Source organism: Lichenicola sp., assembly GCF_965198575.1.
In the GTDB taxonomy this organism is placed as follows: domain Bacteria; phylum Pseudomonadota; class Alphaproteobacteria; order Acetobacterales; family Acetobacteraceae; genus Lichenicola.
Genome location: NZ_OZ240671.1, coordinates 340,935 through 363,070 on the forward strand (window position 1 = coordinate 340,935; position 22,136 = coordinate 363,070).

Below are 22,136 nucleotides of genomic sequence, written 5' to 3' on the forward strand. Positions count from 1 at the left end.
GGGCGAGCTTTGACGGTCGTACGCTGCAGTCGCGGCCGGGCCTGGTCGGCTGCGGGCGGGAAGAACGGAACCGGCAACACACCGTGCATCAGGCACTCCTGCGTGTGGCGAGCGCTGCCCATTCGGTGCCTATCGCCTCCGCCAGCCGGGCGATGTCCTGGTCGTCGTGCATCGGCGTCGGCGTCAGGCGCAGCCGCTCGGTGCCACGCGGCACGGTCGGGTAGTTGATCGGCTGCACGTAGATGCCGTGCCGCGTCAGCAGCCGGTCGGTCAGCCGCTTGGTCTCGATCGGATCACCGACGATCACCGGCACGATGTGCGAGGCGTTTTCCAGATGCGGCACCTGGTGCTCGTCGAGTGCTCGCCGCACCGCCATCACCCGCTCGGCATGGCGGGCACGCAATGCGTCGGCGCCGCGGACCACCCGGATGCTGGCGCAGGCGCCGGCGGCGATGGCCGGCGGCAGCGCGGTCGAGAAGATGTAGCCGGAGGCGAACGAGCGCACGAAATCGCACAGCGCGTCCGAGGCGGCGATGTAGCCACCGACCACCCCGAAACCCTTGCCGAGCGTGCCCTCGATGATGGTCAGCCGGTCGGACACCCCCTCGCGCGCGGCGATCCCGGCGCCCTGCGGCCCGTACAACCCGACGGCATGGACCTCGTCGAGGTAGGTCATGGCGCCGTGACGCTCGGCCACGTCGCAGATCGCGGCGATCGGCGCGATGTCGCCATCCATCGAATAGATGCTCTCGAAGGCGATGATCTTGGGCGCGTCCGGGTCCAGGCCGGACAGGATGCGATCGAGATCGGCGGCGTCGTTATGCGCGAAGATGTGGCGCTCGGCGCGGCTGTGCCGGATGCCCTCGATCATCGAGGCGTGGTTGCCGGCGTCGGACAGCACGATGCAGCCGGGGATCCGTGCCGCGATGGTGCCGAGCGTCGCCCAATTCGACATGTAGCCGGACGCGAACAGCAGCGCGCGCTCCTTGCCGTGCAGGGCGGCGAGTTCCTGCTCGAGCTCGACATGGGCGATGCTGGTGCCGGCGATGTTACGCGTGCCGCCGGCGCCGGCGCCGAGACGGTCGAGGGCGTCGTGCATCGCCTGCATCACGTCGGGATGCTGGCCCATGCCGAGATAGTCGTTCGAGCACCAGATGGTGATCTCGCGTGACGGGCCGCCGGCGGGATCGTGCAAGGTGGCGCGCGGGAACTTGCCCGCGTGGCGCTCGATCTCGGCGAACACGCGATAATTGCCGTCTGCACGCAGGCGCTCGATCTGGCGACGGAAGAAGCGTTCGTAATCCATCCTCGTCCGCCCTCAAGCCGCGACGGCGAGCGCGACACAGCCGTCGAACGCGGCCTGCAGACGCATCTCGTCGAGCCTGCGCCCGATCGCCACGACCCGCGGCAGCTCGTCCTCCCTGGCCGCGAACGCCACCATGTTCACGCGGCCGCCGGCGATGTCGAAACGCACCCAGCCGCCGCCCGCCTGCGCGATGCCCTTCAGCCGCTCGACCTCGCCATACTGGCCGGCCAGGGTCCGCCCGAGCACGTCAGCCAGGTGCTGCGGATCGAGCGTCCCCGCGAGCGCACCGCTCCACGAGGACAGGTCCGGCCCGTGCGCGTGCGCGCCATGTGCGTCGTGCGGCTCGTGTGCTTCGTGCGCGTGCGGTGCCTCGTCCGCGTGTTGTGCTTCGTGCGCATGGTGATGGTGGTGGTGCGCGTGTTCCGCCGGCGGCCCGGCCACAGCGGGAACGGCCGGATCGGCCACCGGACGCGCGTCGGCCGCCAGCCGCGGCAATGCGGCCTCATCCTCGATCTCGCCGAAGCTCGCGAGCATGATCCGCGCCCGGCGGTTCTGCATCCTGAGCGTGTTCTCGATCAGGTGCCGCTCGGCCGGCGACACCAGGTCGGTCTTGTTGAGAATGAGCTCGTCGGCGAGCCGGGCCTGTGCTTCCAGATGCGTCGGCATGCGGGCGAAATCCCGCAGGAAGCTGCCGGCATCGATCACCGTCGACACCTGCAGGCCACGCACCATCGGCTTGATGTCCGGCTGCGACAGCACCGCGATCAGCGAGGCCAGGTCTGCAACACCGCTCGGCTCGATCAGGATCCGGTCCGGCGCATGATCGGCGATCACCGCGTTGATCTGGCGGCCGAGATCCTGCTTGAGCGAGCAGCAGATGCAGCCGTTCGGCAGCTCCACCACCGCGGCACCCTGGTCGCCCAGCAGGCTGCCATCGATCCCGGCGGCGGCGAAGTCGTTCACCAGCACCACCGTGCGCGGCCCGATGCCGCCGGCCTTCTGCTGGCCGATGCGGCGCGCCATGACCGTGGTCTTGCCGGCACCCAGGAAGCCCGCCACCACCTCGACATCGACCGCCGACACCGGCTTGCGCGAGCGCAGGCTCCAGTTCCAGAGGGCGGCGCCCGGCAGCGGCAGCATCAGCAGCCAATGTTCCAGGATCGCCAGCGCCATCAGCGTCGACAGGAAGCAGTATCCGGCGGCATCGAACCGTGTCACGCCGGGCGCGTCCGCCGCCTGCACCAGCTTCACCAGGATCACCGTCGAGATGGTGATCGAGACCGGAAACAGCAGGTTCATCGGCTTCTTGGTAAGGAACGACTTCAGGAACTGCAGGTGCTCCGGCAGGAACTCCTCGTTCAGGTTGCGCACGCCCAGGAACACGTTGAGCTTCGCACTCTGGTGCATCCACCACAGCACCATGAAGGTCCAGGTGCCGATCTGGTTGCGGCCGCCCCAGGTCAGCGCGACCACGATGATCGCGGCCCCGATGATGGCGAGCTCGTGCCACAGGCTGGTCTGGATCGCATGGCCGAAATGCCGCCAGCCGCTGCAGCCGTCGGCGCAGGGCGCCCGGCGCGGGCCGGTCACGTAGCCCATGTAGAACGAGATTTCCTGCCAGCCCCAGGCAAGCAGTCCGAACGTGAAGGCGAGATAGGCGCCGCGCAGGGTGAGGTCGCCGCGTGTCGCCCAGAGGCCATAGAACGACCCGAACAACAGCACCGTGGCGCCCAGCAGGCTCCAGCGGAACGTGCGCCGCGGCAGCCCGTCGAGATACATGATCACGCCGGTGCTGAACCACCAGACGAACAGCGCGAACAGCGCCGGCAGGACGTAGAGCGACATCGGCTGGTTCCTACCAGGTTGGCTGCAGACGGACACCGGCCGGCAACGTGCGATGCTTGACCGGCAGAAGATACAGACGGGCAAAGGCCAGACCCGCGGCACCGGACAGCGCGATCCGCTGCACGCGCGCGGCAAACCCGCCGCGTGCGCGTGCCGCATCGATCCGCCGCGACAATCCGCGCAGCCGTTCGAAGCCGCGCAGGAAGGCCGGATTGTCGAGATCGAGCGCCACCGGAAACACCTGGCCGGCGATCTCCTGGGTGATGCGGAACACCTGCATGTCGTACTCGGTCGGATCGAGCCCGAGGGCGGCGTGGAAGACCGGTCGCGAATGGTCGCGCACATACATCGTCGCGAACACCGCCAGCAGGAAGAAGCGGATCCACAACAGGTTGCGACCGCGCAGCAACGCCGGATCGGCACGCATCAGCAGCGCGAACGCCTCGCCGTGGCGGAACTCGTCGCCGCACCAGTTTTCGAACCAGGCAAAAATCGGATGGATGCGGCGCTCCGGATGCCGCTCGAGCTGCCGGAAGATGCTGATATAGCGCGCATAGCCGATCTTTTCCGACAGGTAGGTCGCGTAGAACACGAATTTCGGCTTGAAGTAGGTGTATTTCTTGGCGCGCGCGAGAAAGCCGAGATCGATGCCGACCTCGAAATCCTTCAGCGAGCTGTTGATGAAACCGGCATGACGGGCCTCGTCACGCGCCATGCAGCCGAACAGCGCGTGGATGTCGGGGTTCTTGATGCGCTTGCGGATCTCGGCATAAAGCACGCAGCCGGAAAACTCCGCCGTCACCGAGCTGATCAGGAAATCGAGCAGCTCCGTGCGCAACTCCTCCGGCATCGATGACAAATCGACATCGAAGCGGGCATCGCGGATGAAATGGCCGCGGTTCGGATCGGCCTTCATCTCGGCGATCAGCGCGTCCCACTCGGTGCGCACCAGTCCGACATCGAGCCGGTCCATGTAGTCGAAATCCGTGGTGTAGAATCGCGGACTGAGAACCGTCTCCTCGGGCGGGGCGGCGCGTTCCGACGAGCGCTTGCCGCCGGTTCGCACGGCCGGCCCATGCGCGTCGCGCTTCGGCTCGGCCAGCTGCCGCAGATCGGGATCGAGCACGTCGCTCATGGTGTGTCCTTCGCGTCGAAGCCGACCTCGTAGAGGCTGGTGAGGAAGAAGACCGAGACGGCCCGCGTCCACGCCTGCAGCAACGGACCGGCACGTTGCACGGTGATCCGGCATTCCCGGGTCAGGCTCTCGCCATCGGCGATCCGGGTCGGCGCGTCGTGCAGATGCACCACGTCGCCGGGATTGATCTCGACATCCTGCGGCACCGCGTACGCGTGCAGGCTGTCGAAGCTGTGCTCGATGTCGAGCAGGCAGTGCGCCTGCACCTGGCGTGAGCCACCGATCATTTCCGTGCCCCTTCGCCAAGATACCCGGCGAACACCGCCTCGTTGGTCGGCCCGAAGCTTTCGATGTCGATATGCATCGGCGCCGACGGATCGTTCAGCACCAGCCGGCCGTCATCGAGCCGCTCGAGTATGTATGGGCCGTCCAACGGCGCGCGATAGCGGTGACGCATCACCTCCAGCGCGTGCACCAGCCCGCGCGCGAAGCCCTGGTCGGCCACCGGGATCGTGGCGATGGTCCGGCCGCTATCGGCGTCGCGCACGATGATGAGGTCGTTGGCGGCGTCATCGAAGCGCAGGCGTCGTTCGGCCTGGACCCGCGCCGGCGTGGAGTTGTGCGTCGGGATCATCGCCACGACGCCGACCAGCGCGAAGGCCGACAGCGCGATCAACGGCGGCAGCGGCACCCGGCGTCGCACCTGAACCGGAGACATCGCGTTCATGCGCCTGCGTCCGCAGTGGCACGCGCAGCCTCACGCACACGGGGGGCCGGTTCCTGCAGCGAGGCCGGCTGCGTCGCTTGCCCTGCGCTGGCAGCCAGCGCCGCCGACAGCAGCTGTGCCACGCGCGCGGCATCCGGAATGGCGCGCAGCATCGGCTGCACCCGGTTCATCCGCCATGGGCGGACATGCGGCCAGAGCTGGGTGAACCCGATCCGCGTCGGGCCCTCGAGCAGCAGCGGGATGTCGCCGGTACCGTCCGGATTGAGCCTGAGCGAGGCTCCGTCGATCGCCTTGTACGGCAGGTTGATGCTCATCGACAGCGCGATGCCGGCCTTCAGCACGACGCGACGCTCGGTGATGGTGTACATCGTCGTGCGCGCCACCAGCCACGCATACAACGCCGCCATGCCAAGGACGAACGACCCCAGCACCGCCAGCGTGGCGAGCGAGAACCACATCCGGTACGAGCCGGTGCGGACGGCGACAACCAGGCACCAGACCATCAGGACGGCGAAATATGCGGCGATCGCCCGCACGTGCAGTGCCCGCCGCAACAGCACGCGCCACTCCGGACTGCCCTGCCAGAGCAGCGATTCGTTCGCCGGCAGCGGTGCGGGAAGACCCGATGCCGACCCCATCGGGCGCAAGCCCTTGCGGTCGTCGCCGGGCGCGTTGCCGTGGCGAAGAACGCGGATCCGGTTCACAGCAGAGGGCCCCGGCGGGCCGGCGTGGCAAACAGCGCCCCGCCGCCGAAATAGGCCAGGATGCGGTCCTCCTCGAGCCGGGTCGTCACGTTCGGCAGGCGGGTCCGCGGAATGAACTCGAACTGCGACGCAAGCAGGGCACGCACGGAGACCGTGCTGGTCCGCGCCCGGAACCGCACGAAGGTCTGCGGCACCAGCACTGGGCCGACCAGGGGATCAGACAGCTGCAGCTCGAGATAGACGACCTCGTTCTCGACCTCGTCGATCCAGACATCGATGACGTGGCCTGCAACGATGTTGTCCGCACCGACGACCGGCCAGCCGATCGGGTTCGGCGTGCGCGGATCGAGGGAATACTGCTCGAGATCGCGCATCGGCCGGAACTTCACGGCGCCGTCGATGGTGAGGTCCGGCAAGTCCTCGCGCACCGCCCAGGCGGCAGGCCCGATGCCGTCGAGAAACGGGTCGCCGAGCGGCTCGATCGGTGCGCCGGGAAACAGCGCCGCCGGCCGTGCATTCAACTCGTTGCGCGGGTCGGCGAGACCCGGATTCTGCGCGATCCCGCCATGGTAGAGGCGGAAGAACTTGATATCCACGGGCGGAAAACCCGGTGTGATCGGGCGTCCGACCTGGCCTGGGACCTCCGACACGAGCGGGTAGCCCTCACGGTGATTCTCCCGGATCAGGTAGAGAACCAGCCCGAAGAAGAACCCCCAGAACACGTAGAGCGCCACCTGCGCCACATCGACGTAACCCGTCAGCGCGCCTCTCAGCATTGGCCGGTCTCCTGTTGTCGGGATGAAAAGACGGCGGTCCCGGGCACTGGAGCACGGGCCTGCAGCCGGAAGCTCACCAGCGGCCCGAGTGCCGCGAGGGTGACGAAGAGCAGAATGATCTCGAGGGTATAGACTGCGTCGTAACCGACCGATTGCGACGCCAATCCGGGTCCGAACCGGCCGGATCCGGCCAGAGCGCTGACGCCGTCGCGCAAGCCCGCACCGAGCGCGATGGCAGCCCCGGCGGCAAAGGATTGCACCGCTCCCCAGGTGCCGAGCGCCAGTCCGGTGCTGCCGGCCTCTGCCGCATCCATCGCACCCGACAAGGTCCCGGCGAGGAACAGCGCGCTCCCGAAGCCCACCAGGGTGGTCCCGATCGCGAACAGGCCGGTGCTCTCGGCCGGCGCCGACACGATCACCGCGGGAAACGCCAGCAGACCGGCCAGCGTACCGATCGCCGCCACGCGGTAGCGATCCATGCCGCGCAGCAGCAGCCGCGCCGACAGTCCGAAGCCGAGCAGGCCCCCGACCGCCAGAAGTGCCGTCAGCGCAGTCGTCACCCCCACCCGCAAATGCAGCACCTGGCCGCCATAGGGCTCCAGCAGCACGTCCTGCAGGCTGAAGGCGATGGTGCCGAACCACACGGCTGTCAGGCGGCGTCGCAGATTCGGCTCGGCCTGAAGGGCGCGCCAGGCGTCGCGCAGCAACACGCGCGGCAGGGCGATGCCGGGCGTCGATGGCGCACGCGGCTCCTGCTTCCAGAGTGCCACGCCGTTGAGCAACACGGTCACCACCGCAGCCCCCTGCACCACCTGGATCAGCCGTTTCTCGCTGAACTGTGCGAGCAGGACGCCGAATACCAGCGCGCTGGCGACCACCCCCACCAGCAGCATCACGCACAGGAGCGCCACGACCATCGGCCGCGAGCGCGGTGGCGTCAGGTCGGTGGCGAGCGCCAGTCCGACCGTCTGGGTCATGTGCAACCCGGCGCCGACCAGCAGGAACGCGAACGCCGCCCCGAGCTCGCCGACGATCGGCGGTGCCAGGCCGCCCTCGGAGAGCAGCAGCAGCGCGAACGGCATGATCGACAGGCCGCCGAACTGCAGCATCGTGCCGATCCACAGATACGGCACGCGCTTCCAGCCGAGCAGCGACCGGTGGGTATCGGAGCGGAAGCCGATCACCGCGCGGAACGGCGCCAGCAGCAGCGGCAACGCCACCATCAGCCCGACCAGTCGCGCCGGCACGCCGAGCTCGACGATCATCACCCGGTTCAGCGTACCGATCACCAGCGCCACCGCCATGCCGACCGAAACCTGGAACAGCGACAATCGCAGCAGCTGCGACAGCGGGATGCCGATTTCCGTGATCCCGACACGCGCCTCGGCGATCGGCAGAAACCGCAGCCCGACATGGCTCCAGCCGCGAACGAGGGCGCCGGCGGGTTTCACGAGATCACCAGCTCCATTGCCTGCGAGATGTAGAAGCCGCTCTCGACACGCAGGCTGCGGCCCGGGTGCAGGCCGGCGTTTCGCAGCAGGCCCTCGATGCGGCGGGGCGACACCGGCTCGATTGCCGGCGCGCGATCACCACGCGGGAACAGCCGACCCACGGCATGCATCGCGGTCAATGCCGGCGTCCGTGGCGCGAAGGTGAAGGCGACCGAGCGACGGGCACGCGCGGCCAGCGCCTGGACCGCCTGCGCCATGTCGGGCGCCGGGTAATGGATCAGCGAGTCCATCGCCACGACGTGGTCAAACACGCCGAGCGACGCATCGAGCATGTCGCCCGGCAGGAACCGCACCCTGCCGGCGACATCCACCGGCAGCCGCTGGCGAGCCAGGTCGAGCAGCTTCGGCGAAAGATCGACCGCGACCACCTCCGCACCGCGCCGCGCTGCCTGGACGGCCAGGCTGCCGGTGCCGCAACCGGCATCGAGCACGCGGCATCCGGAAAGGTCGGCCGGCATCCAGTCCAGCAGGGTGGCGCGCATGCGGTCGCGACCGGCGCGCACCGACGCCCGGACTTTCCCGAGCGGCGCATCCGAGGTGAGTTTCGCCCAGGCCTCGAGGGCCGTCCGGTCGAAATACGTCTCGAGCTGCGCCCGACGCTTCAGGTATGTCGCAGCCTGCATCACTCGTATCCGAGCAGGTCGAAGATGTCGCGATCCTTCATCGGCTGCGCGGTCAGCGGCTCGACACCGTCCCAGAGGCTCTGCGCCAGACGCAGATACTCCGCCTGCACCGCATCCACCTCAGGCGAGCTGTCCATCTCGAACAGCGTCGATTTCTTGAGGCGCGAGCGACGGATCACGTCCAGATCGGGGAAATGCGCCAGCGTGCGCATGCCGACCGCCTGGTTGTAGCGCTCGATCTGGTCGACATCGGCGCTACGATTGACGATCACCCCGCCCAGCCGGACATCGTAGTTGCGCGCCTTCGCCGCGATCGCCGCGACGATCCGGTTCATCGCGAAGATCGAGTCGAAATCGTTGGCCGCGACGATCAGCGCCTGGTCGGCATGCTGCAGCGGTGCCGCGAAGCCGCCGCATACGACGTCGCCCAGCACATCGAAGATCACCACGTCGGTATCCTCGAGCAGGTGATGCTCACGCAGCAGTTTCACCGTCTGCCCGACGACGTAGCCGCCGCATCCGGTTCCGGCCGGCGGCCCGCCCGCCTCGACGCACATCACGCCACCCGTGCCCTCGAACACGAAATCCTCCGCGCGCAACTCCTCGGGATGGAAATCGACCGATTCCAGCACGTCGATGACCGTCGGGATCAGGCGCTTGGTCAGGGTGAAGGTGGAGTCGTGCTTCGGATCGCAGCCGATCTGCAGCACGCGATGGCCGAGCTTCGCGAACGCCGCCGACAGGTTCGACGATGTCGTGCTCTTGCCGATGCCGCCCTTGCCGTAGATCGCGAACGTCCGGGCCGCTCGGGCGCCACGCTGCGCATCCAACGTGACCTGAACGCTGCCCTCGCCGTCGCCGCAGGGCGCGCAACCGGATACCGCTTCGCGGAGGAGTGTTCGTACATCGTTCATGATCAGGCCGCCACTTCCGTGAGAATGCCTTCGACTCGGTCTTCGAGTTCGTCGCTTGCCTCGTGCAGGCTGTCCAGCATCGCCGCATCGGGCGACCAGTATTTCCGGTCGCTTGCCTCGATCAACCGGTTGATGATCTGCGCCGCTGCGGTCGGGTTCAAAGCCGACAACCGATCCCGCATGCTCTTTTCCTGCACGAAAGTCTCGGTGATCTGCCGATACACCCAGGGTGCGACCTGGCCGGTCGTCGCAGACCAGCCGAGCGTGTTGGTGACCTGGGCCTCAAGATTTCGCACACCCTCGCCGCCATGCGCGAGCAGCGCCTCGTAATAGACCGGGTTCAGGGTGCGTGTGCGCGTCTCGAGCGAGATCTGCTCGCCCAGCGTCCGCACCAGTCCGGCGCCGCGGGTCTGGTCGCCGATATAGACCGGCACCTGCTCGCCGCGCGCCCGCTGCACGGCACGTCCGATGCCGCCGAGCGTGTCGTAGTAGTGGTCGATGGTGGTGACACCCACCTCCACCGATTCGAGGTTCTGGTAGGCGATATCGACGCTCTTGAGGATCTGCCCGAGCAGGGCGTCATGCCGGCGCGAGACCCCATCGACGCCGTACGCATGACCCTTGCGTGCGACGAACATCTCGGCGAGCTGGTTCTCGTCGTTCCAGCCGCCCTGCCCGACCAGCAGGTTCACGTTGGAGCCATAGGCGTCGCTCGCATTGCCGAACACCCGCAACGCCGCCTCCTCGAGCGAAACGCCGTGCGACGCGACAAAGGCCAGCGCATGCCGGCGGATGAAATTGAGTTCGCCCGGCTCATCGACCGAGGCGGCCATCAAGGCGGCTTCGGCAAGCAGGCGCATCTGCAGCGGCAGCAGATCGCGGAAGATGCCAGACAGCGTCAGCACCACGTCGATCCGCGGCCGGCCGAGCCGCTCGAGCGGCACCAGCTGCGCGCCGACCAGTCGCCCGTAGCTGTCGTGACGCGGCTCCGCTCCCATCAGCCAGAGCGCCTGCGACAGCGGGCCGCCCTCGCTCTTCAGATTGTCGGTGCCCCAGAGCACCATCGCGATCGTCTCCGGGAGGGCGTGACCCTCCTCGCAATGGCGGGCCAGCAGACGCTCGGCCTGCAGCGCACCATCCTTCACCGCGAACGCGCTCGGAATGCGGAAGGGATCGAGCCCGTGCAGGTTGCGGCCGGTCGGCAGCATGTCCGGGCTGCGCACGAAGTCGCCGCCCACCACCGGCCGGACGAACCTGCCATCGAGCGCATGCAGCAGTGCCGGAAGCTCGTGATCCTCGGCCAGCAGGGCGTCGAGCTCGGCCCGGCGTACCGGATCGTCGATCATCGCGGCATCGAGCATGGAGCGGCGTGCGGCCTCGTCGAACGGCCGCCCGACCACATGCAGCCCGTGCGGGATCAGGGTCTGTTCGAGCTCATGCAGGCTGGTCCTCAGGCTTTCGATCTGCCGGTCGGCATCGTCGTCCCAGTCCGGGCTGGCCTCGGCCAGATCCACGGCGGCGGCCTGCGCCTGCACCAGCGCGCCCAGCTGATGGCGCTGCTCCGGATCGGTCCCGGGCTCCATCCATCGCCAGCGATCGATCGACGCCTTCAGGTCGAGCAGGCCGCGATACAGGCCTGCGGTGCCGAGCGGCGGCGTCATGTAGCTGATCAGCGTGGCCCCGGAGCGACGCTTGGCCAGCATGCCCTCGGACGGATTATTCGCGGCGTAGAGGTAGTAGTTCGGCAGGTCGCCGATCAGCCGGTCCGGCCAGCACGCGCCGGACAGCCCGGCATGCTTGCCCGGCATGAACTCCAGCGCGCCGTGGGTGCCGAAATGCAGCACCGCATGCGCGTCGAAATCCTCCGAGATGTAGCGGTAGAACGCAGAAAACGCGTGTGTGGGGGCCGAGCCATGCTCGAACAGCATCCGCATCGGATCGCCCTCGTAGCCGAACGATGGCTGGATCCCGACGAGCACGTTGCCGAACCGGGCGCCAAGCACGAAGATCGAGCTGCCGTCGCTGTTCTGCCGCCCCGGGGCCGCGCCCCACTGCCGCTCGATGTCGCCGAGCCAGCGTTCGCGTCGGACATGCTCTCCGGACGGGATCGCGTGCACGACATTGGCCTCGGCGCCGAGCCGCTCGGCATTGCCCTCCAATACCCGGGCACGCAGCGCATCGACATCGGCCGGAACGTCGACAGAATATCCGCCGGCAGCCAGCGCGAGGAGCGTGTTGTGCAGAGACTCGAACACCGACAGATACGCGGCGGTCCCGACAGCGCCCGCGTTCGGCGGGAAGTTGAACAGCACGATCGCCAGGCGACGATCGGCGCGCTCGCTCCGCCGCAACGTCACCAGGCGCTTCACACGGGCGGCGAGCATGGCGGCGCGTTCGGGATGCACCTCCATCTGCCGCTGCTGGTCGTCGGACGAGTCTGATGAACGGCCGCCGAAGGTCATCGGGCAGATCGCGCCGTCGAGTTCCGGGATCGCCACCATCATCGCTGCCTCGACCGGCAGCAGCCCGCGCGGATCGAGCTGCCATTGCTGCAGCGTCTGGAATTCAGCCGGATGGGCGGCGACATACGGCACGTCGAAATCGGTCAGCAGGATCTCGGCCGCCTTGGCATCGTTATAGGCAGGACCGCCGACAAGGGAGAATCCGGTCAGCGACACGATCGCATCGACCGCCGGCACGCCGTCCTGGCGGAAATACGTCTCGATCGCCGGTCGCTGATCCAGGCCGGACGCAAAGGCCGGGACGACCCGGAGCCCGCGCGCCTCGAGGGCGTCGATCACCCCGTCATAATGCGCGGCATTGCCGGCCAGGATATAGGAGCGCATCAGCAGCAGCCCGACCGTGCCGGCCTCGCCACCGACCCCGGCCGACGGGGCCGGTAGCGCGTCGCGGTGGGTGACGATCCGGTCGGGCGCGCGCGGATGATACAGCCCGACCTCGGGATACTCGATCGGCGGTGCCGCCGGTAGCTGCCCACGAAGCGCCTCGCGTGGCCCGGTCGCGTAACGATCGACCAGCAGGCGCATCAGCCCGACGAGATTGCTCTGCGATCCCGCCAGCCAGTATTGCAGGGAGAGGAAATACGCGCGGGCATCCTGCGCCGGCCCGGGGATGAAGCGCAGCAGCTTCGGCAGGCGACGCAGCATGCTCATCTGGTCGCGCCCGCTCGACGGCGCGCCGCCCTTGCCGCGCGAACCGCGCATCCGCTTGAGCAGGCCCATGAGCCCGGTCGCTTCGGCGGACATGTCGAACCGCCCGAGGCGGGTCAGACGCACCACCTCGCCGGCGGACAGGCAGCAGACCATGGCGTCGCACGTCTCGCGCCGTGCGGTCAGCGCAGGCAGCACCGCGCTGATGTGGTCATCGAGGAACAGCATGGTGGCGATGACGATGTCGGCCTGCGCGATGTCGTCGCGGCAGGTGGCCAGCATGGCCGCATCCTGGCCCCACTCGTCCGCGGCATGCACGCTCAGATGCAGCCCGGGGAGGTCCTTCTGCAACTCGCGGCCGGCAGCCTGTGCCGCCTGCGCCAGATGGCTGTCCATCGTGACGATGGTGACGCGGACAGGAACCGTCTCAGCGGGCGAAATGGGCTTTGGCATCGTACAGCGTCTCCACTGTGATCATCGACATGCCCCGTTCGCGGGCGAACAATTCGGTGTTCCGACGGGCCTTGCCGCGCACGAAGATCGGGATGCGGCGCAGTTCCTGCTCGGCTTCGGGAGCCCAACCGGATTCTGCCGGGATCGCTGCGGGAAGATCGGCGACAGGGACGACCTGCGCACCGAGATGCGACGGCGGCGCTTCGGGATGAAATTCGAAATCCTCCCGGAACATCGCCAGAAGATGCTCCTCGAGGCCCATCATCAGTGGATGCACCCAGCTGTCGAACAGCACGTTGGCGCCCTCGAACCCCATCTGCGGCGAGAAGCGCGCGGGGAAGTCCTGCACATGCACCGGTGCCGAAATCACCGCGCATCCGATGCCCAGGCGCTTGGCGATGTGGCGCTCCATCTGCGTGCCGAGCACGAGCTCCGGCTGGGCCGCCTCGATCGCCGCCTCGACATCGAGATGATCGTCTGTGATCAGCGCGGTGAGGCCGTGCGCGGTGGCCGCATCGCGCACCGAACGTGCCTGTTCGCGACTGTAGGAACCGAGACCGACCAGGGTGAAGCCGAACTCCGCGACCGCCACCCGGGCGGCGGCGACGGCGTGCGTCGCGTCGCCGAATATGAACACGCGTTTGCCGGTGAGGTACGTCGAATCGACCGAACGCGAATACCAGGGCAGGTTCAGTCCGGATGCCCGGGCCAACGCCTCGACGTCGAGCGGATCGAGACCGGCGGCGACCCTCACCTCCTCGATGAAGTCGCGCGTGCCGCCGACCCCGATCGGGATGCTCCGGACGGTCTGCTGGCCGAAGCGGCGTGCCAGGTAGGCCGCCGCCTGATCGGCGATCTCGGGATAGAGCACGATGTTGAAGTCCGCCTCTCCCAGCCTGGCGAGATCCGAAGGTGCGGCGCCCAGCGGTGCGGTGACGTTGACCGCCACGCCGAGGCGATGCAGCAGCCCGGTGATCTCGCGCAGGTCGTCGCGATGGCGGAAGCCGAGGCTGGTCGATCCGAGCAGGTTGCAGCGCGGCGGCTGCCCGGTGACGCGCTCCGGCTTGCTCACCGCAAACGTGCGGACCAGCTGGTAGAAGGTCTCGGCCGCGCCCCAGTTCTCCTTGCGCTGGTATGACGGCAGCTCGAGCGCGATCACCGGAACGTCGAGACCGAGTGCTCGCGCCAGGCCGCCCGGATCGTCCTGGATCAGCTCCGCGGTGCAGGACGCCCCGACCAGCAGCGCCTGCGGCCGATACCGCTCGACCGCCTCGCGAGCCGCGTTCTTGAACAGCCCGGCCGTATCACCGCCGAGGTCGCGCGCCTGGAAGGTCGTGTAGGTGACGGGCGGACGCGTGCGGCGCCGCTCGATCATGGTGAACAGCAGGTCGGCGTAGGTATCGCCCTGCGGCGCATGCAGCACGTAATGCACGTCGCGCATCGAGGCCGCGATCCGCATCGCACCCACATGCGGCGGTCCCTCGTAGGTCCAGAGCGAGAGTTCCATCGCTCAGACCTCCAGCATGGCGCGTCGCGCCAGCGGCCGGACGAACAGCCGCGCCAGGTCGGCTGCGTGCTCGAACCCGTGGATCGGGCTGAACAGCAGCTCGATCGACCATTTCGTGGTGATGCCCTCGGACTCGAGCGGATTGGCCAGGCCGAGACCGCAGATCACCAGGTCGGGACGCTCAGCGCGGCAGCGATCAAGCTGTCGGTCGACATCCTGGCCTTCGCTGATCGCGGTGCCAGGCGGCAGCATCGCCAGTTCCTCGGCCAGATGCTGCCGATGCAGGTATGGGGTTCCAACCTCGATCAGCCGCATCCCCAGCTCGCGCGACAGGAACCGGGCGAGCGGGATCTCCAGCTGGCTGTCCGGAAACAGGAACACGCTGCGGCCGGCAAGCGCCTCGCGGGCCTTCCGCATCGCGGGCTCCGCACGGACACGGGCGGCTTCGGTCACACGATCGACGATCCGGTCCGAGATGCCGAACGCCCGGCATGCCGCCTTGAGCCAGAGCGTGCTGCCCTCGATGCCGATCGGGAACGGTGCCGCGATCCGCGTCGCGCCGCGTGCCTCCAATGCGCGCGCGGTGCCGGCAAGAAAGGGTTGCGTCAGCAGGATGCGCGTGTTCGGTCCAACACCCGGCAGCTCCGAGAGCCGGCGCTGCGGCAGGAAGGCGACCCGCTCGATGCCGATGGTGTTCAGCAACCCGCCGAGCTGCGCCTCCGCGGTGTCGGGCAGCGTGCCCACCACCAGCAGTTGAGGTTCGTCCGTATCCCTTCCCATTTCCGGCACGAGCGCGGCCAGGCAGGCATCCTCGCCCTCCGTGAAGGTGGTCTCGATTCCGCTACCGGAATAGGCCAGCACACGTACCCCGGACGGGTTCAGGCGCGACAGTCTCGACGCCGCCCGCGACAGATCGAGCTTGATCACTTCGGACGGGCACGAGCCGACCAGGAACAGCAGCCTGATTTCCGGCCGGCGCGCGAGCAGGCGCCCGACGACGCGATCCAGCTCGTCGTTGAGATCCGCGGCACCAGCCAGGTCGCGCTCGCCGATGATCGCGGTGGCGAATCGCGGCTCGGCAAAGATCATGACCCCGGCAGCCGACTGCAGCAGATGTGCGCAGGTGCGGGAGCCGACCACCAGGAAGAACGCGTCCTGCATCCGGCGGTGCAGCCAGATGATCCCGGTCAACCCGCAAAACACCTCACGCTGGCCGCGCTCACGCAGGACCGGGACCTCCGCAGGCAGCGGCGCGATCAGGGTCGAGCTCATGCGGGAGCGCCGAGGCGGGCGGCGCGCAGCTTCAGCAGGAACTGGATGGCATTGCCGAGATAGGCCGCATAGGCGAGCAGGGCCAGGAACAACAATCCGGTCTCGCTCAACCAGCCGCAGAACAGCGCCGCGCAATAGGCCGCATGCAACCCGATCACGCCGAAGCTGGCGACGTCCTCCCAGAAGAACGCAGGTGCCATCAGGTAGCGCCCGAACACGCGCTTTTCCCAGATCGCGCCGGTGACCATGATCACGCAGAGCATGCCCGACTTCAGCAGGACCGAGGCGTTCGCCAGGTCCGCGCCATGCCCGGTCCCGAGCGTCCGCAGGATCAATCCGATGCTTGCGAGAAACACGAGAAACTGCAGCGGTGCCAGAACGCCCTGCACGAGGGTCCAGACCGTGGCGTCACGCCGGCGACGCTGCTCGGGGGTATAAAGCGGGCGCACCAGCCGAGACGTGGAAAGGTGTCCCGGCATGGGCTCAGGCGCAACCACGGTGCTTGACATGATGCCGGTCAAAATACGCTCCCCGACGACGAAACCGACGCTAGACACGCTGCTTTCGAGTGTCAACCTGGATTGACATAAACTAGGATTGACAACGCCGCGCTCTTGGATTGCTCTGCGGTTGTGGTCCGCGGCCGGGGCGGACGCCTGGATGCCAGACCGGGTCAGCGCCCGGCGGGATCTTTGCCAAAATCAAGTTCCGGGACTGTCGCGATCGTTACTGGGAGCGCCCGATGCACGAGACGGAGACCCGACGTCGTATGGCCGTCCTGCGCCTGATCGAGGGGGACGTCGTTCCGCAGTTGGCCGACGTCTATCGACGCCGGAACGGAACCCCATGCGCGATGCCCCGCCCGCTGACGATGCACGAGCACGTCGTGGCCTTTGCGGCCGCCGCCCTGCGCGGAGACGTTGCCGCGATGAAGATCGAGATCGCACGGCAGGAGCGGGACGGCCTGACGAACGAGAGCATCCTGCTCGATTTCCTGGCGCCGAGCGTGCGTCATCTCGGGGACATGTGGCTCGAGGATCGCTGCAGCTTCTGCGACGTGACCCTCGGCGTCACGCAGGTGCTGCAGCAGATGCACGCATTGCTTTCCCGGTCGTGCTCATCCGCCTGGAGCGACCGCCGCAGCATCGCGCTCTGGCCGGTGCCTGGCGACATGCACACCTTCGGCAGCGCCATGCTGTCCGGGCTGTTCCGCCTGCGCGGCTGGTCGGTCCATCATACGGCGCTGGACGATCCCATCCTCATCCCGCCAATCCTCGGGGTGCGGTCGTTCTCCGTGGTCGGCTTCTCGCTGGGCGATCCGAGGCTGCTCTACGTACTGGAGGAGTGTATCCGGGCCGCGCGCTTGACCTCGCGCAACAGAGAGGTGATCGTGATGGTCGGCGGCCCGGCTTTTGCAGCGCAGAATGGGCTCGCCGACGGCCTTGACGTGGATGTCGTGGCTAACGGTGCGGAAGAGGCGCTGCTGCAAGCCGAGCTGTTGCTCGAGCGAGATCCGATTGTTCCGTTTCCGGCGCCAAGGCTGGCCAAGCTTGCTGCGTCGCACGGAGTGGTTGGATGGTCTGGCTGAACGCGTTCTCGGATATGCAACGCCTGTTGAACAAGACCTCGGAGGTCGGCCGGCTTGTCGGCGCCGTCGCCGATATTGCGTTGCTGCTCGATGACGAGGGACTGATCCGCGACGCCTCGTTCCGGAACGAGCGGCTGCAGCAGGATATCCGCGGCGCGAGCGAGTGGGTCGGACGGCCCTGGACCGAAACCGTCGCGCCGGACTCGCGGGCAAAAGTGCAGGCCCTGCTCGAGGTCGCGATGTCCGACGAGGCGGTACAGGTCCGTCATCTCAACCATCTGTCGGTCGCCGGGCGCGAGATCGCCATCCAGTATTCGACCGTCCGGATGGCCAAGGGCGGCATCACCGCAGCCTTCGGCCAGGACCTGCGCCTGTTCTCGGACCTGCAGCATAAGCTGATCGATGCGCAGGAGGCTCTCGAACGCGACTACAGCGCGTTGCGCGAGATCCAGGCGCGGTCGCGGCTGCTGTTCGACGGGGCCGGCGAGGCGCTGGTCGCCGTCAACATGGCGACCTCCAAGATCGTCGAGTTCAATCCCGCGTCGATCCGGATGTTCGGCACCGCGATCCGCAAGGGCCGGGTCTTCGCGGACCTGTTCCGCACGCCCAGCCACCCGAAGCTCGCCCGGTTCGTGGCAACCCTGCAGGAAGCCGGGGTAGCCAGTTCCGTCACGCTGGACCTTGCCGATTCCGGAGACCAGATCTCGCTGTCGGGCGGCGTGCTGCAGAGCGAAGGCAGCCTGCTCCTGCTCGCACGCCTGTCGCTGCTGCAGAAGTTCGACATCGCGTCGGTCGAAGACCTGAATTCGCGCCTGCTTGCAGCGCTCGAGCAGTCGCCGGACGGCTTCGTATTTACCGATACCGGCGGCCAGGTGCTCGCCGCCAACGCCGCCTTCCTCGAGATGGTGCAGCTGCAGACGATCGACCAGGCCCGCGGACGACCCCTGGCCGACTGGCTCGGGCAGGGTGACGGCGGCGTCGAGGCGGACGTGCTGATCGCCAGCCTGCGGCAGCGCGGCACCGTCAGGCTCTTCAGCACGACGCTGCGCGGCCAGCACGGCATGCAGCGGCAGATCGAGATCTCCGGGGTGATCGTCGATGGCAGCGACCAGGCCCGTTTCGGTTTCTCGATCCGTGACCTCGCCCGTCGCCTGACGCCGCCACCCGCGACCGGGTCGGGCGCCCGGCCGTCATCGAACGGGCACCTGGTCGAACTGATCGGGCGTGTCCCGCTGAGGGACCTCGTGCGCGACGCCACCGACGTCATCGAGCGTCTCTGCATCGAGGAGGCGCTGAAGCTCACCGGCGACAACCGGGCGGCCGCGGCCGACATGCTCGGACTCAGCCGCCAGAGCTTCTACGTCAAGATGCGTCGCTTCGGCATCGGCAACCTGGACGACAGCGAATGAGTGACCAGCATCTGGCGACTCCGACCGGAGACTTGCGGCGACCGACGCTTCCCGATCCGGTATCGGTCCTGACGCTGCTGAAGCCGATCACCTGGTTCGCCCCGATGTGGGCGTTCGGCTGCGGCATCGTCTCGTCCGGCATGACCCTGCAGCCGCGATGGCCGGTGATCGTCGCCGGCGTGGTCCTGGCCGGCCCGATGATGTGCGGCACCAGCCAGGCTGTGAACGACTGGTTCGACCGTCACGTCGACGCCATCAACGAGCCCGGCCGGCCGATCCCGTCGGGCCGCATCCCCGGACAATGGGGCCTGCTGATCGCGATCGCCTGGACGGTGCTGTCGGTGGTGCTGGCGGTGACACTGGGCCCCTGGGTGTCGGTCGCGGCCGCCGCCGGAATGGTCCTCGCATGGGCGTACAGCGCGCCGCCGGTGCGGTTGAAGCGTGATGGCTGGATCGGCAACCTCGCCGTCGGCATCAGCTACGAAGGCCTGCCCTGGTTCGCCGGGGCGGCCCTGATGCTCGGAGCCTTTCCGCAGCCGCACGTGATCGTCGCCGCCCTGATCTACAGCCTCGGCGCGCACGGCATCATGACCCTCAACGACTTCAAGTCGATCGAGGGCGATCGGCGCACCGGCGTCGCATCGCTGCCGGCACGGCTCGGCGAGGCCAATGCCTGCCGGATCGCCTGCCTGGTGATGACGCTGTCCCAGCTGGCGATGTCGGCGCTGCTCGGGGTCTGGGGCTTGCCGATCTACGGGGCGGCGGTGGCGGGCTTGCTGCTGGTGCAGCTGCTGCTGATGCTGCGGCTGCTCGAGGCGCCCCGCCTGCGGGCACCCTGGTACAACGGCACCGGCACCACCCTCTACGTGATCGGCATGCTGGTCACCGCCTTTGCGATCCGGCCATGAGCGGTCGGGGCGGGTCGCCGGAAACGGTGCCGGACATCGCGCCAGAAGGCGCGCGAGAGGGGGCACCGGAGCACGCACCGGAGGCCTCGTCGGAGACGGTGTTCGACTGCGTGGTCGTCGGCGGCGGACCGGCGGGCGCCACCGCCGCGAGCGAGCTGGCCCGGCGCGGACGCAGCGTCGTCCTGCTCGACCGCGAGGGTCGGATCAAGCCGTGCGGCGGCGCCATCCCGCCGCGCCTGATCGAGGAGTTCGAGATCCCCGACAGCCTGCTGGTCGCGCGCATCACCGGCGCCCGGATCATTTCCCCGAGCGCGCGGATTGCCGACATGCCGATCGGCAAGGGCTTCGTCGGCATGGTGGACCGTGACAGTTTCGACGGCTGGCTGCGCGAGCGGGCGGCAAGCCTCGGCGCCGTCCGCCGGCATGGCGTGTTCGAGCGCATCGAACGCGAGGCCGACGGGGTCATGCAGGTGCATTGCCGGCCGGCCGATCGTGACACTCCGGGGGGCAAGACCGATCGTGGCTTCGTGCTGCGGGCACGGTCGGTCATCGGCGCCGACGGCGCGCGGTCGGCGGTGGCGCGCGCCGCGATCCCGGGTGCCGAGCGGATGCGCTTCGTGTTCGCCTATCACGAGATCATCGCCTCTCCGACGGACCCGTCGCATGATGCCGCGTCGTGCGAGGTGCATTATCGCGGGTCGCTCTCGCCGGACTTCTATGGCTGGGTTTTTCCGCACGGCAAAACCACCAGCGTCGGTCTCGGCAGCGCCCTCAAAGGGTTCCAGTTGCGCCCGGCCCTGGACGCCCTGCGCAAGTCGACCGGATTGTCCGACGCGAAGACCATCCGCCGCGAAGGTGGGCCAATTCCGCTGCGACCTTTGCGACGCTGGGATAATGGGCGCGATGTGGTGCTTGCAGGTGACGCCGCCGGGGTCGTGGCGCCGGCATCCGGCGAGGGCATCTATTACGCCATGACCGGCGGCCACCTTGCTGCCGAGGCGATCGACATGTTCTGCGCGACGGGCGACGTGCGAGCCCTGCGCCATCCGCGCCGGCGCTTCATGCGGGCGCACGGGCAGGTCTTCTGGGTGCTTGGCATCATGCAACGATACTGGTACTCCAGCGATATGCGCCGCGAGCGTTTCGTCAGCATCTGCCGCGACAAGGATGTCCAGCAACTGACCTGGGCGGCTTACATGACCAAGGAGCTCGTGCGGGCGAAGCCGCTGGTGCATCTGCGAATATTCGCCAAGAACATCGCCCACCTCACGGGATTGACCTCTGCATGAACAAGGATGTCGTCGGGGCATCGGCGGGCGCGATCACGGTGCTGGGAACCGGCGGCGCGCTCACCACCATCGGACCCTGGTATGCCGCCTTGAAAAAGCCGAGTTGGCAGCCGCCGGGTTGGCTGTTCGGCCCCGCCTGGACCCTGATCGGCGTGTTGACCACGATCGCCGCGGTCAGGTCGTGGAGACATGCAAAAGCACCTGGAGAGCGCAACAGGGTGCTTGCCTTGTTCGCCTGCAACGGCGTGTTCAACGTGTTGTGGAGCCTGTTGTTCTTCAATCGCCGACGACCCGATCTGGCACTTGGCGAGATCGTGCCACTCTGGGGTTCGATCGCAGCTCTGATCTTGGGGCTGCCGCGAAAACCCGGAACATCCGTCGCCTCGAGCAGCATCACCTGGCTGCTTTTGCCTTACCTGGGCTGGGTCTCTTTTGCGGCCGTGCTGAATTACGAAGTCGTGCGGCTGAACGCGCCATTCGAGAAAGGCTCAGGTTCCGATTGATTGGTCAGTCCAGGCAGGAGCGCAGACGCATCACAGCCTCATAGGTACTCGATAGGCGTTTCGAGGATGCCGAGGTGTCGACATCGACTCCCTGGTGTTCGGTCCAGAGTTCGACCAGAGCGCTCACGGCGGCTCCGGAGCTTTCGTGCCGATCAAGATCGCGATCGTTCGTGATCAGCAGGAGGGCCAGGATCGAGAGAATGCTCGATGCGTCTCCGACCAGGACGGTGTTCAGCGCGCGTTTGCCTGCAGAGGCCGGTATCCCGGCCTTTGCCGCCCTGGCTGAATATTGTCGCATGTCCGCTTTCCTTTGCGGCTGTCTTCAATTATTTTCGGCCGAAACATAATCGTTCGGGCTTACCGTAACGGCTTGGAGCCGATCTTGGACATCGATATTAAGAACAGCACTGCAATGTGATCCGGTCAATGCGGGAAGGTGTCCGGTTTCAAAAAACAACTGTATTTTTGAAATATGTGCAGTGCCGCATGGTAGAAG

The 22,136-nt window shown here is 67.6% G+C and carries 19 protein-coding genes; 5 read left to right on the forward strand and 14 right to left on the reverse strand.

Annotated features, from left to right (window positions below):
- Nucleotides 1–88 precede the first annotated feature (88 nt).
- From hemA to bchF, 14 genes are read right to left on the reverse strand one after another with little or no spacing between them, the layout of a single operon-like run.
- Nucleotides 89–1,306, reverse strand: a complete 1,218-nt coding sequence (gene hemA, locus ACOEQ2_RS01745; RefSeq protein WP_419729677.1) for a 5-aminolevulinate synthase — start codon at nt 1,304–1,306, stop codon at nt 89–91.
- A gap of 12 nt (nt 1,307–1,318) precedes the next feature.
- On the reverse strand, nt 1,319–3,151 hold the full coding sequence (gene puhE / locus ACOEQ2_RS01750; RefSeq protein ID WP_419729678.1) for a putative photosynthetic complex assembly protein PuhE: 1,833 nt from the start codon (nt 3,149–3,151) through the stop codon (nt 1,319–1,321).
- Nucleotides 3,152–3,161: 10 nt separating this feature from the next.
- On the reverse strand, nt 3,162–4,286 hold the full coding sequence (gene acsF, locus ACOEQ2_RS01755) for a magnesium-protoporphyrin IX monomethyl ester (oxidative) cyclase (RefSeq protein ID WP_419729679.1): 1,125 nt from the start codon (nt 4,284–4,286) through the stop codon (nt 3,162–3,164).
- Nucleotides 4,283–4,573 (reverse strand): hypothetical protein, encoded by a 291-nt coding sequence (locus tag ACOEQ2_RS01760; protein ID WP_419729680.1) that lies wholly within the window; start codon nt 4,571–4,573, stop codon nt 4,283–4,285. Before ACOEQ2_RS01760 ends, acsF begins: the two co-directional genes overlap by 4 nt.
- Nucleotides 4,570–5,013, reverse strand: a complete 444-nt coding sequence (puhC, locus tag ACOEQ2_RS01765) for a photosynthetic complex assembly protein PuhC (protein WP_419729681.1) — start codon at nt 5,011–5,013, stop codon at nt 4,570–4,572. The genes ACOEQ2_RS01760 and puhC overlap by 4 nt, the downstream gene beginning before the upstream one ends.
- The gene (gene puhB / locus ACOEQ2_RS01770) at nt 5,010–5,717 is read right to left on the reverse strand and encodes a photosynthetic complex putative assembly protein PuhB (RefSeq protein WP_419729682.1); all 708 of its coding nucleotides are present in this window, start codon (nt 5,715–5,717) and stop codon (nt 5,010–5,012) included. The genes puhC and puhB overlap by 4 nt, the downstream gene beginning before the upstream one ends.
- Nucleotides 5,714–6,493, reverse strand: a complete 780-nt coding sequence (gene puhA, locus ACOEQ2_RS01775; RefSeq protein ID WP_419729683.1) for a photosynthetic reaction center subunit H — start codon at nt 6,491–6,493, stop codon at nt 5,714–5,716. The genes puhB and puhA overlap by 4 nt, the downstream gene beginning before the upstream one ends.
- The gene (locus ACOEQ2_RS01780) at nt 6,487–7,944 is read right to left on the reverse strand and encodes a BCD family MFS transporter (RefSeq protein WP_419729684.1); all 1,458 of its coding nucleotides are present in this window, start codon (nt 7,942–7,944) and stop codon (nt 6,487–6,489) included. Before ACOEQ2_RS01780 ends, puhA begins: the two co-directional genes overlap by 7 nt.
- Nucleotides 7,941–8,627 carry a magnesium protoporphyrin IX methyltransferase gene (gene bchM, locus ACOEQ2_RS01785; protein ID WP_419729685.1) on the reverse strand — a complete coding sequence of 229 codons (687 nt, stop codon included), beginning with the start codon at nt 8,625–8,627 and terminating at the stop codon, nt 7,941–7,943. Before bchM ends, ACOEQ2_RS01780 begins: the two co-directional genes overlap by 4 nt.
- Nucleotides 8,627–9,541 carry a ferredoxin:protochlorophyllide reductase (ATP-dependent) iron-sulfur ATP-binding protein gene (gene bchL, locus ACOEQ2_RS01790; protein ID WP_419729686.1) on the reverse strand — a complete coding sequence of 305 codons (915 nt, stop codon included), beginning with the start codon at nt 9,539–9,541 and terminating at the stop codon, nt 8,627–8,629. The genes bchM and bchL overlap by 1 nt, the downstream gene beginning before the upstream one ends.
- Nucleotides 9,542–9,543: 2 nt before the next feature.
- Nucleotides 9,544–13,164: a magnesium chelatase subunit H gene (locus ACOEQ2_RS01795; protein ID WP_419729687.1), complete on the reverse strand. Its 3,621-nt coding sequence runs from the start codon at nt 13,162–13,164 to the stop codon at nt 9,544–9,546.
- Nucleotides 13,139–14,671, reverse strand: a complete 1,533-nt coding sequence (bchB, locus tag ACOEQ2_RS01800) for a ferredoxin:protochlorophyllide reductase (ATP-dependent) subunit B (protein ID WP_419729688.1) — start codon at nt 14,669–14,671, stop codon at nt 13,139–13,141. The genes ACOEQ2_RS01795 and bchB overlap by 26 nt, the downstream gene beginning before the upstream one ends.
- 3 nt (nt 14,672–14,674) lie before the next feature.
- Nucleotides 14,675–15,943: a ferredoxin:protochlorophyllide reductase (ATP-dependent) subunit N gene (locus tag ACOEQ2_RS01805; protein WP_419729689.1), complete on the reverse strand. Its 1,269-nt coding sequence runs from the start codon at nt 15,941–15,943 to the stop codon at nt 14,675–14,677.
- Nucleotides 15,940–16,392, reverse strand: a complete 453-nt coding sequence (gene bchF / locus ACOEQ2_RS01810) for a 2-vinyl bacteriochlorophyllide hydratase (protein WP_419729690.1) — start codon at nt 16,390–16,392, stop codon at nt 15,940–15,942. Before bchF ends, ACOEQ2_RS01805 begins: the two co-directional genes overlap by 4 nt.
- 293 nt (nt 16,393–16,685) lie before the next feature.
- Between bchF and ACOEQ2_RS01815 the strand changes: the two genes are divergently transcribed.
- Genes ACOEQ2_RS01815 through ACOEQ2_RS01835 form a run of 5 tightly spaced genes read left to right on the forward strand, consistent with a single transcriptional unit; the run spans nt 16,686 to nt 21,640 of the window.
- Complete coding sequence (locus ACOEQ2_RS01815) at nt 16,686–17,531, forward strand: cobalamin B12-binding domain-containing protein (RefSeq protein WP_419729691.1); 846 nt, start codon at nt 16,686–16,688, stop codon at nt 17,529–17,531.
- A 26-nt stretch (nt 17,532–17,557) separates the two neighbouring features.
- Complete coding sequence (ppsR, locus tag ACOEQ2_RS01820; protein WP_419729692.1) at nt 17,558–18,940, forward strand: transcriptional regulator PpsR; 1,383 nt, start codon at nt 17,558–17,560, stop codon at nt 18,938–18,940.
- Complete coding sequence (chlG, locus tag ACOEQ2_RS01825) at nt 18,937–19,848, forward strand: chlorophyll synthase ChlG (RefSeq protein WP_419729693.1); 912 nt, start codon at nt 18,937–18,939, stop codon at nt 19,846–19,848. Before ppsR ends, chlG begins: the two co-directional genes overlap by 4 nt.
- Nucleotides 19,845–21,137: a geranylgeranyl diphosphate reductase gene (locus ACOEQ2_RS01830; protein ID WP_419729694.1), complete on the forward strand. Its 1,293-nt coding sequence runs from the start codon at nt 19,845–19,847 to the stop codon at nt 21,135–21,137. The genes chlG and ACOEQ2_RS01830 overlap by 4 nt, the downstream gene beginning before the upstream one ends.
- Nucleotides 21,134–21,640, forward strand: coding sequence for a TspO/MBR family protein (locus tag ACOEQ2_RS01835; RefSeq protein ID WP_419729695.1), 507 nt, complete (start codon nt 21,134–21,136; stop codon nt 21,638–21,640). Before ACOEQ2_RS01830 ends, ACOEQ2_RS01835 begins: the two co-directional genes overlap by 4 nt.
- The last annotated feature ends 496 nt before the right edge of the window (nt 21,641–22,136 follow it).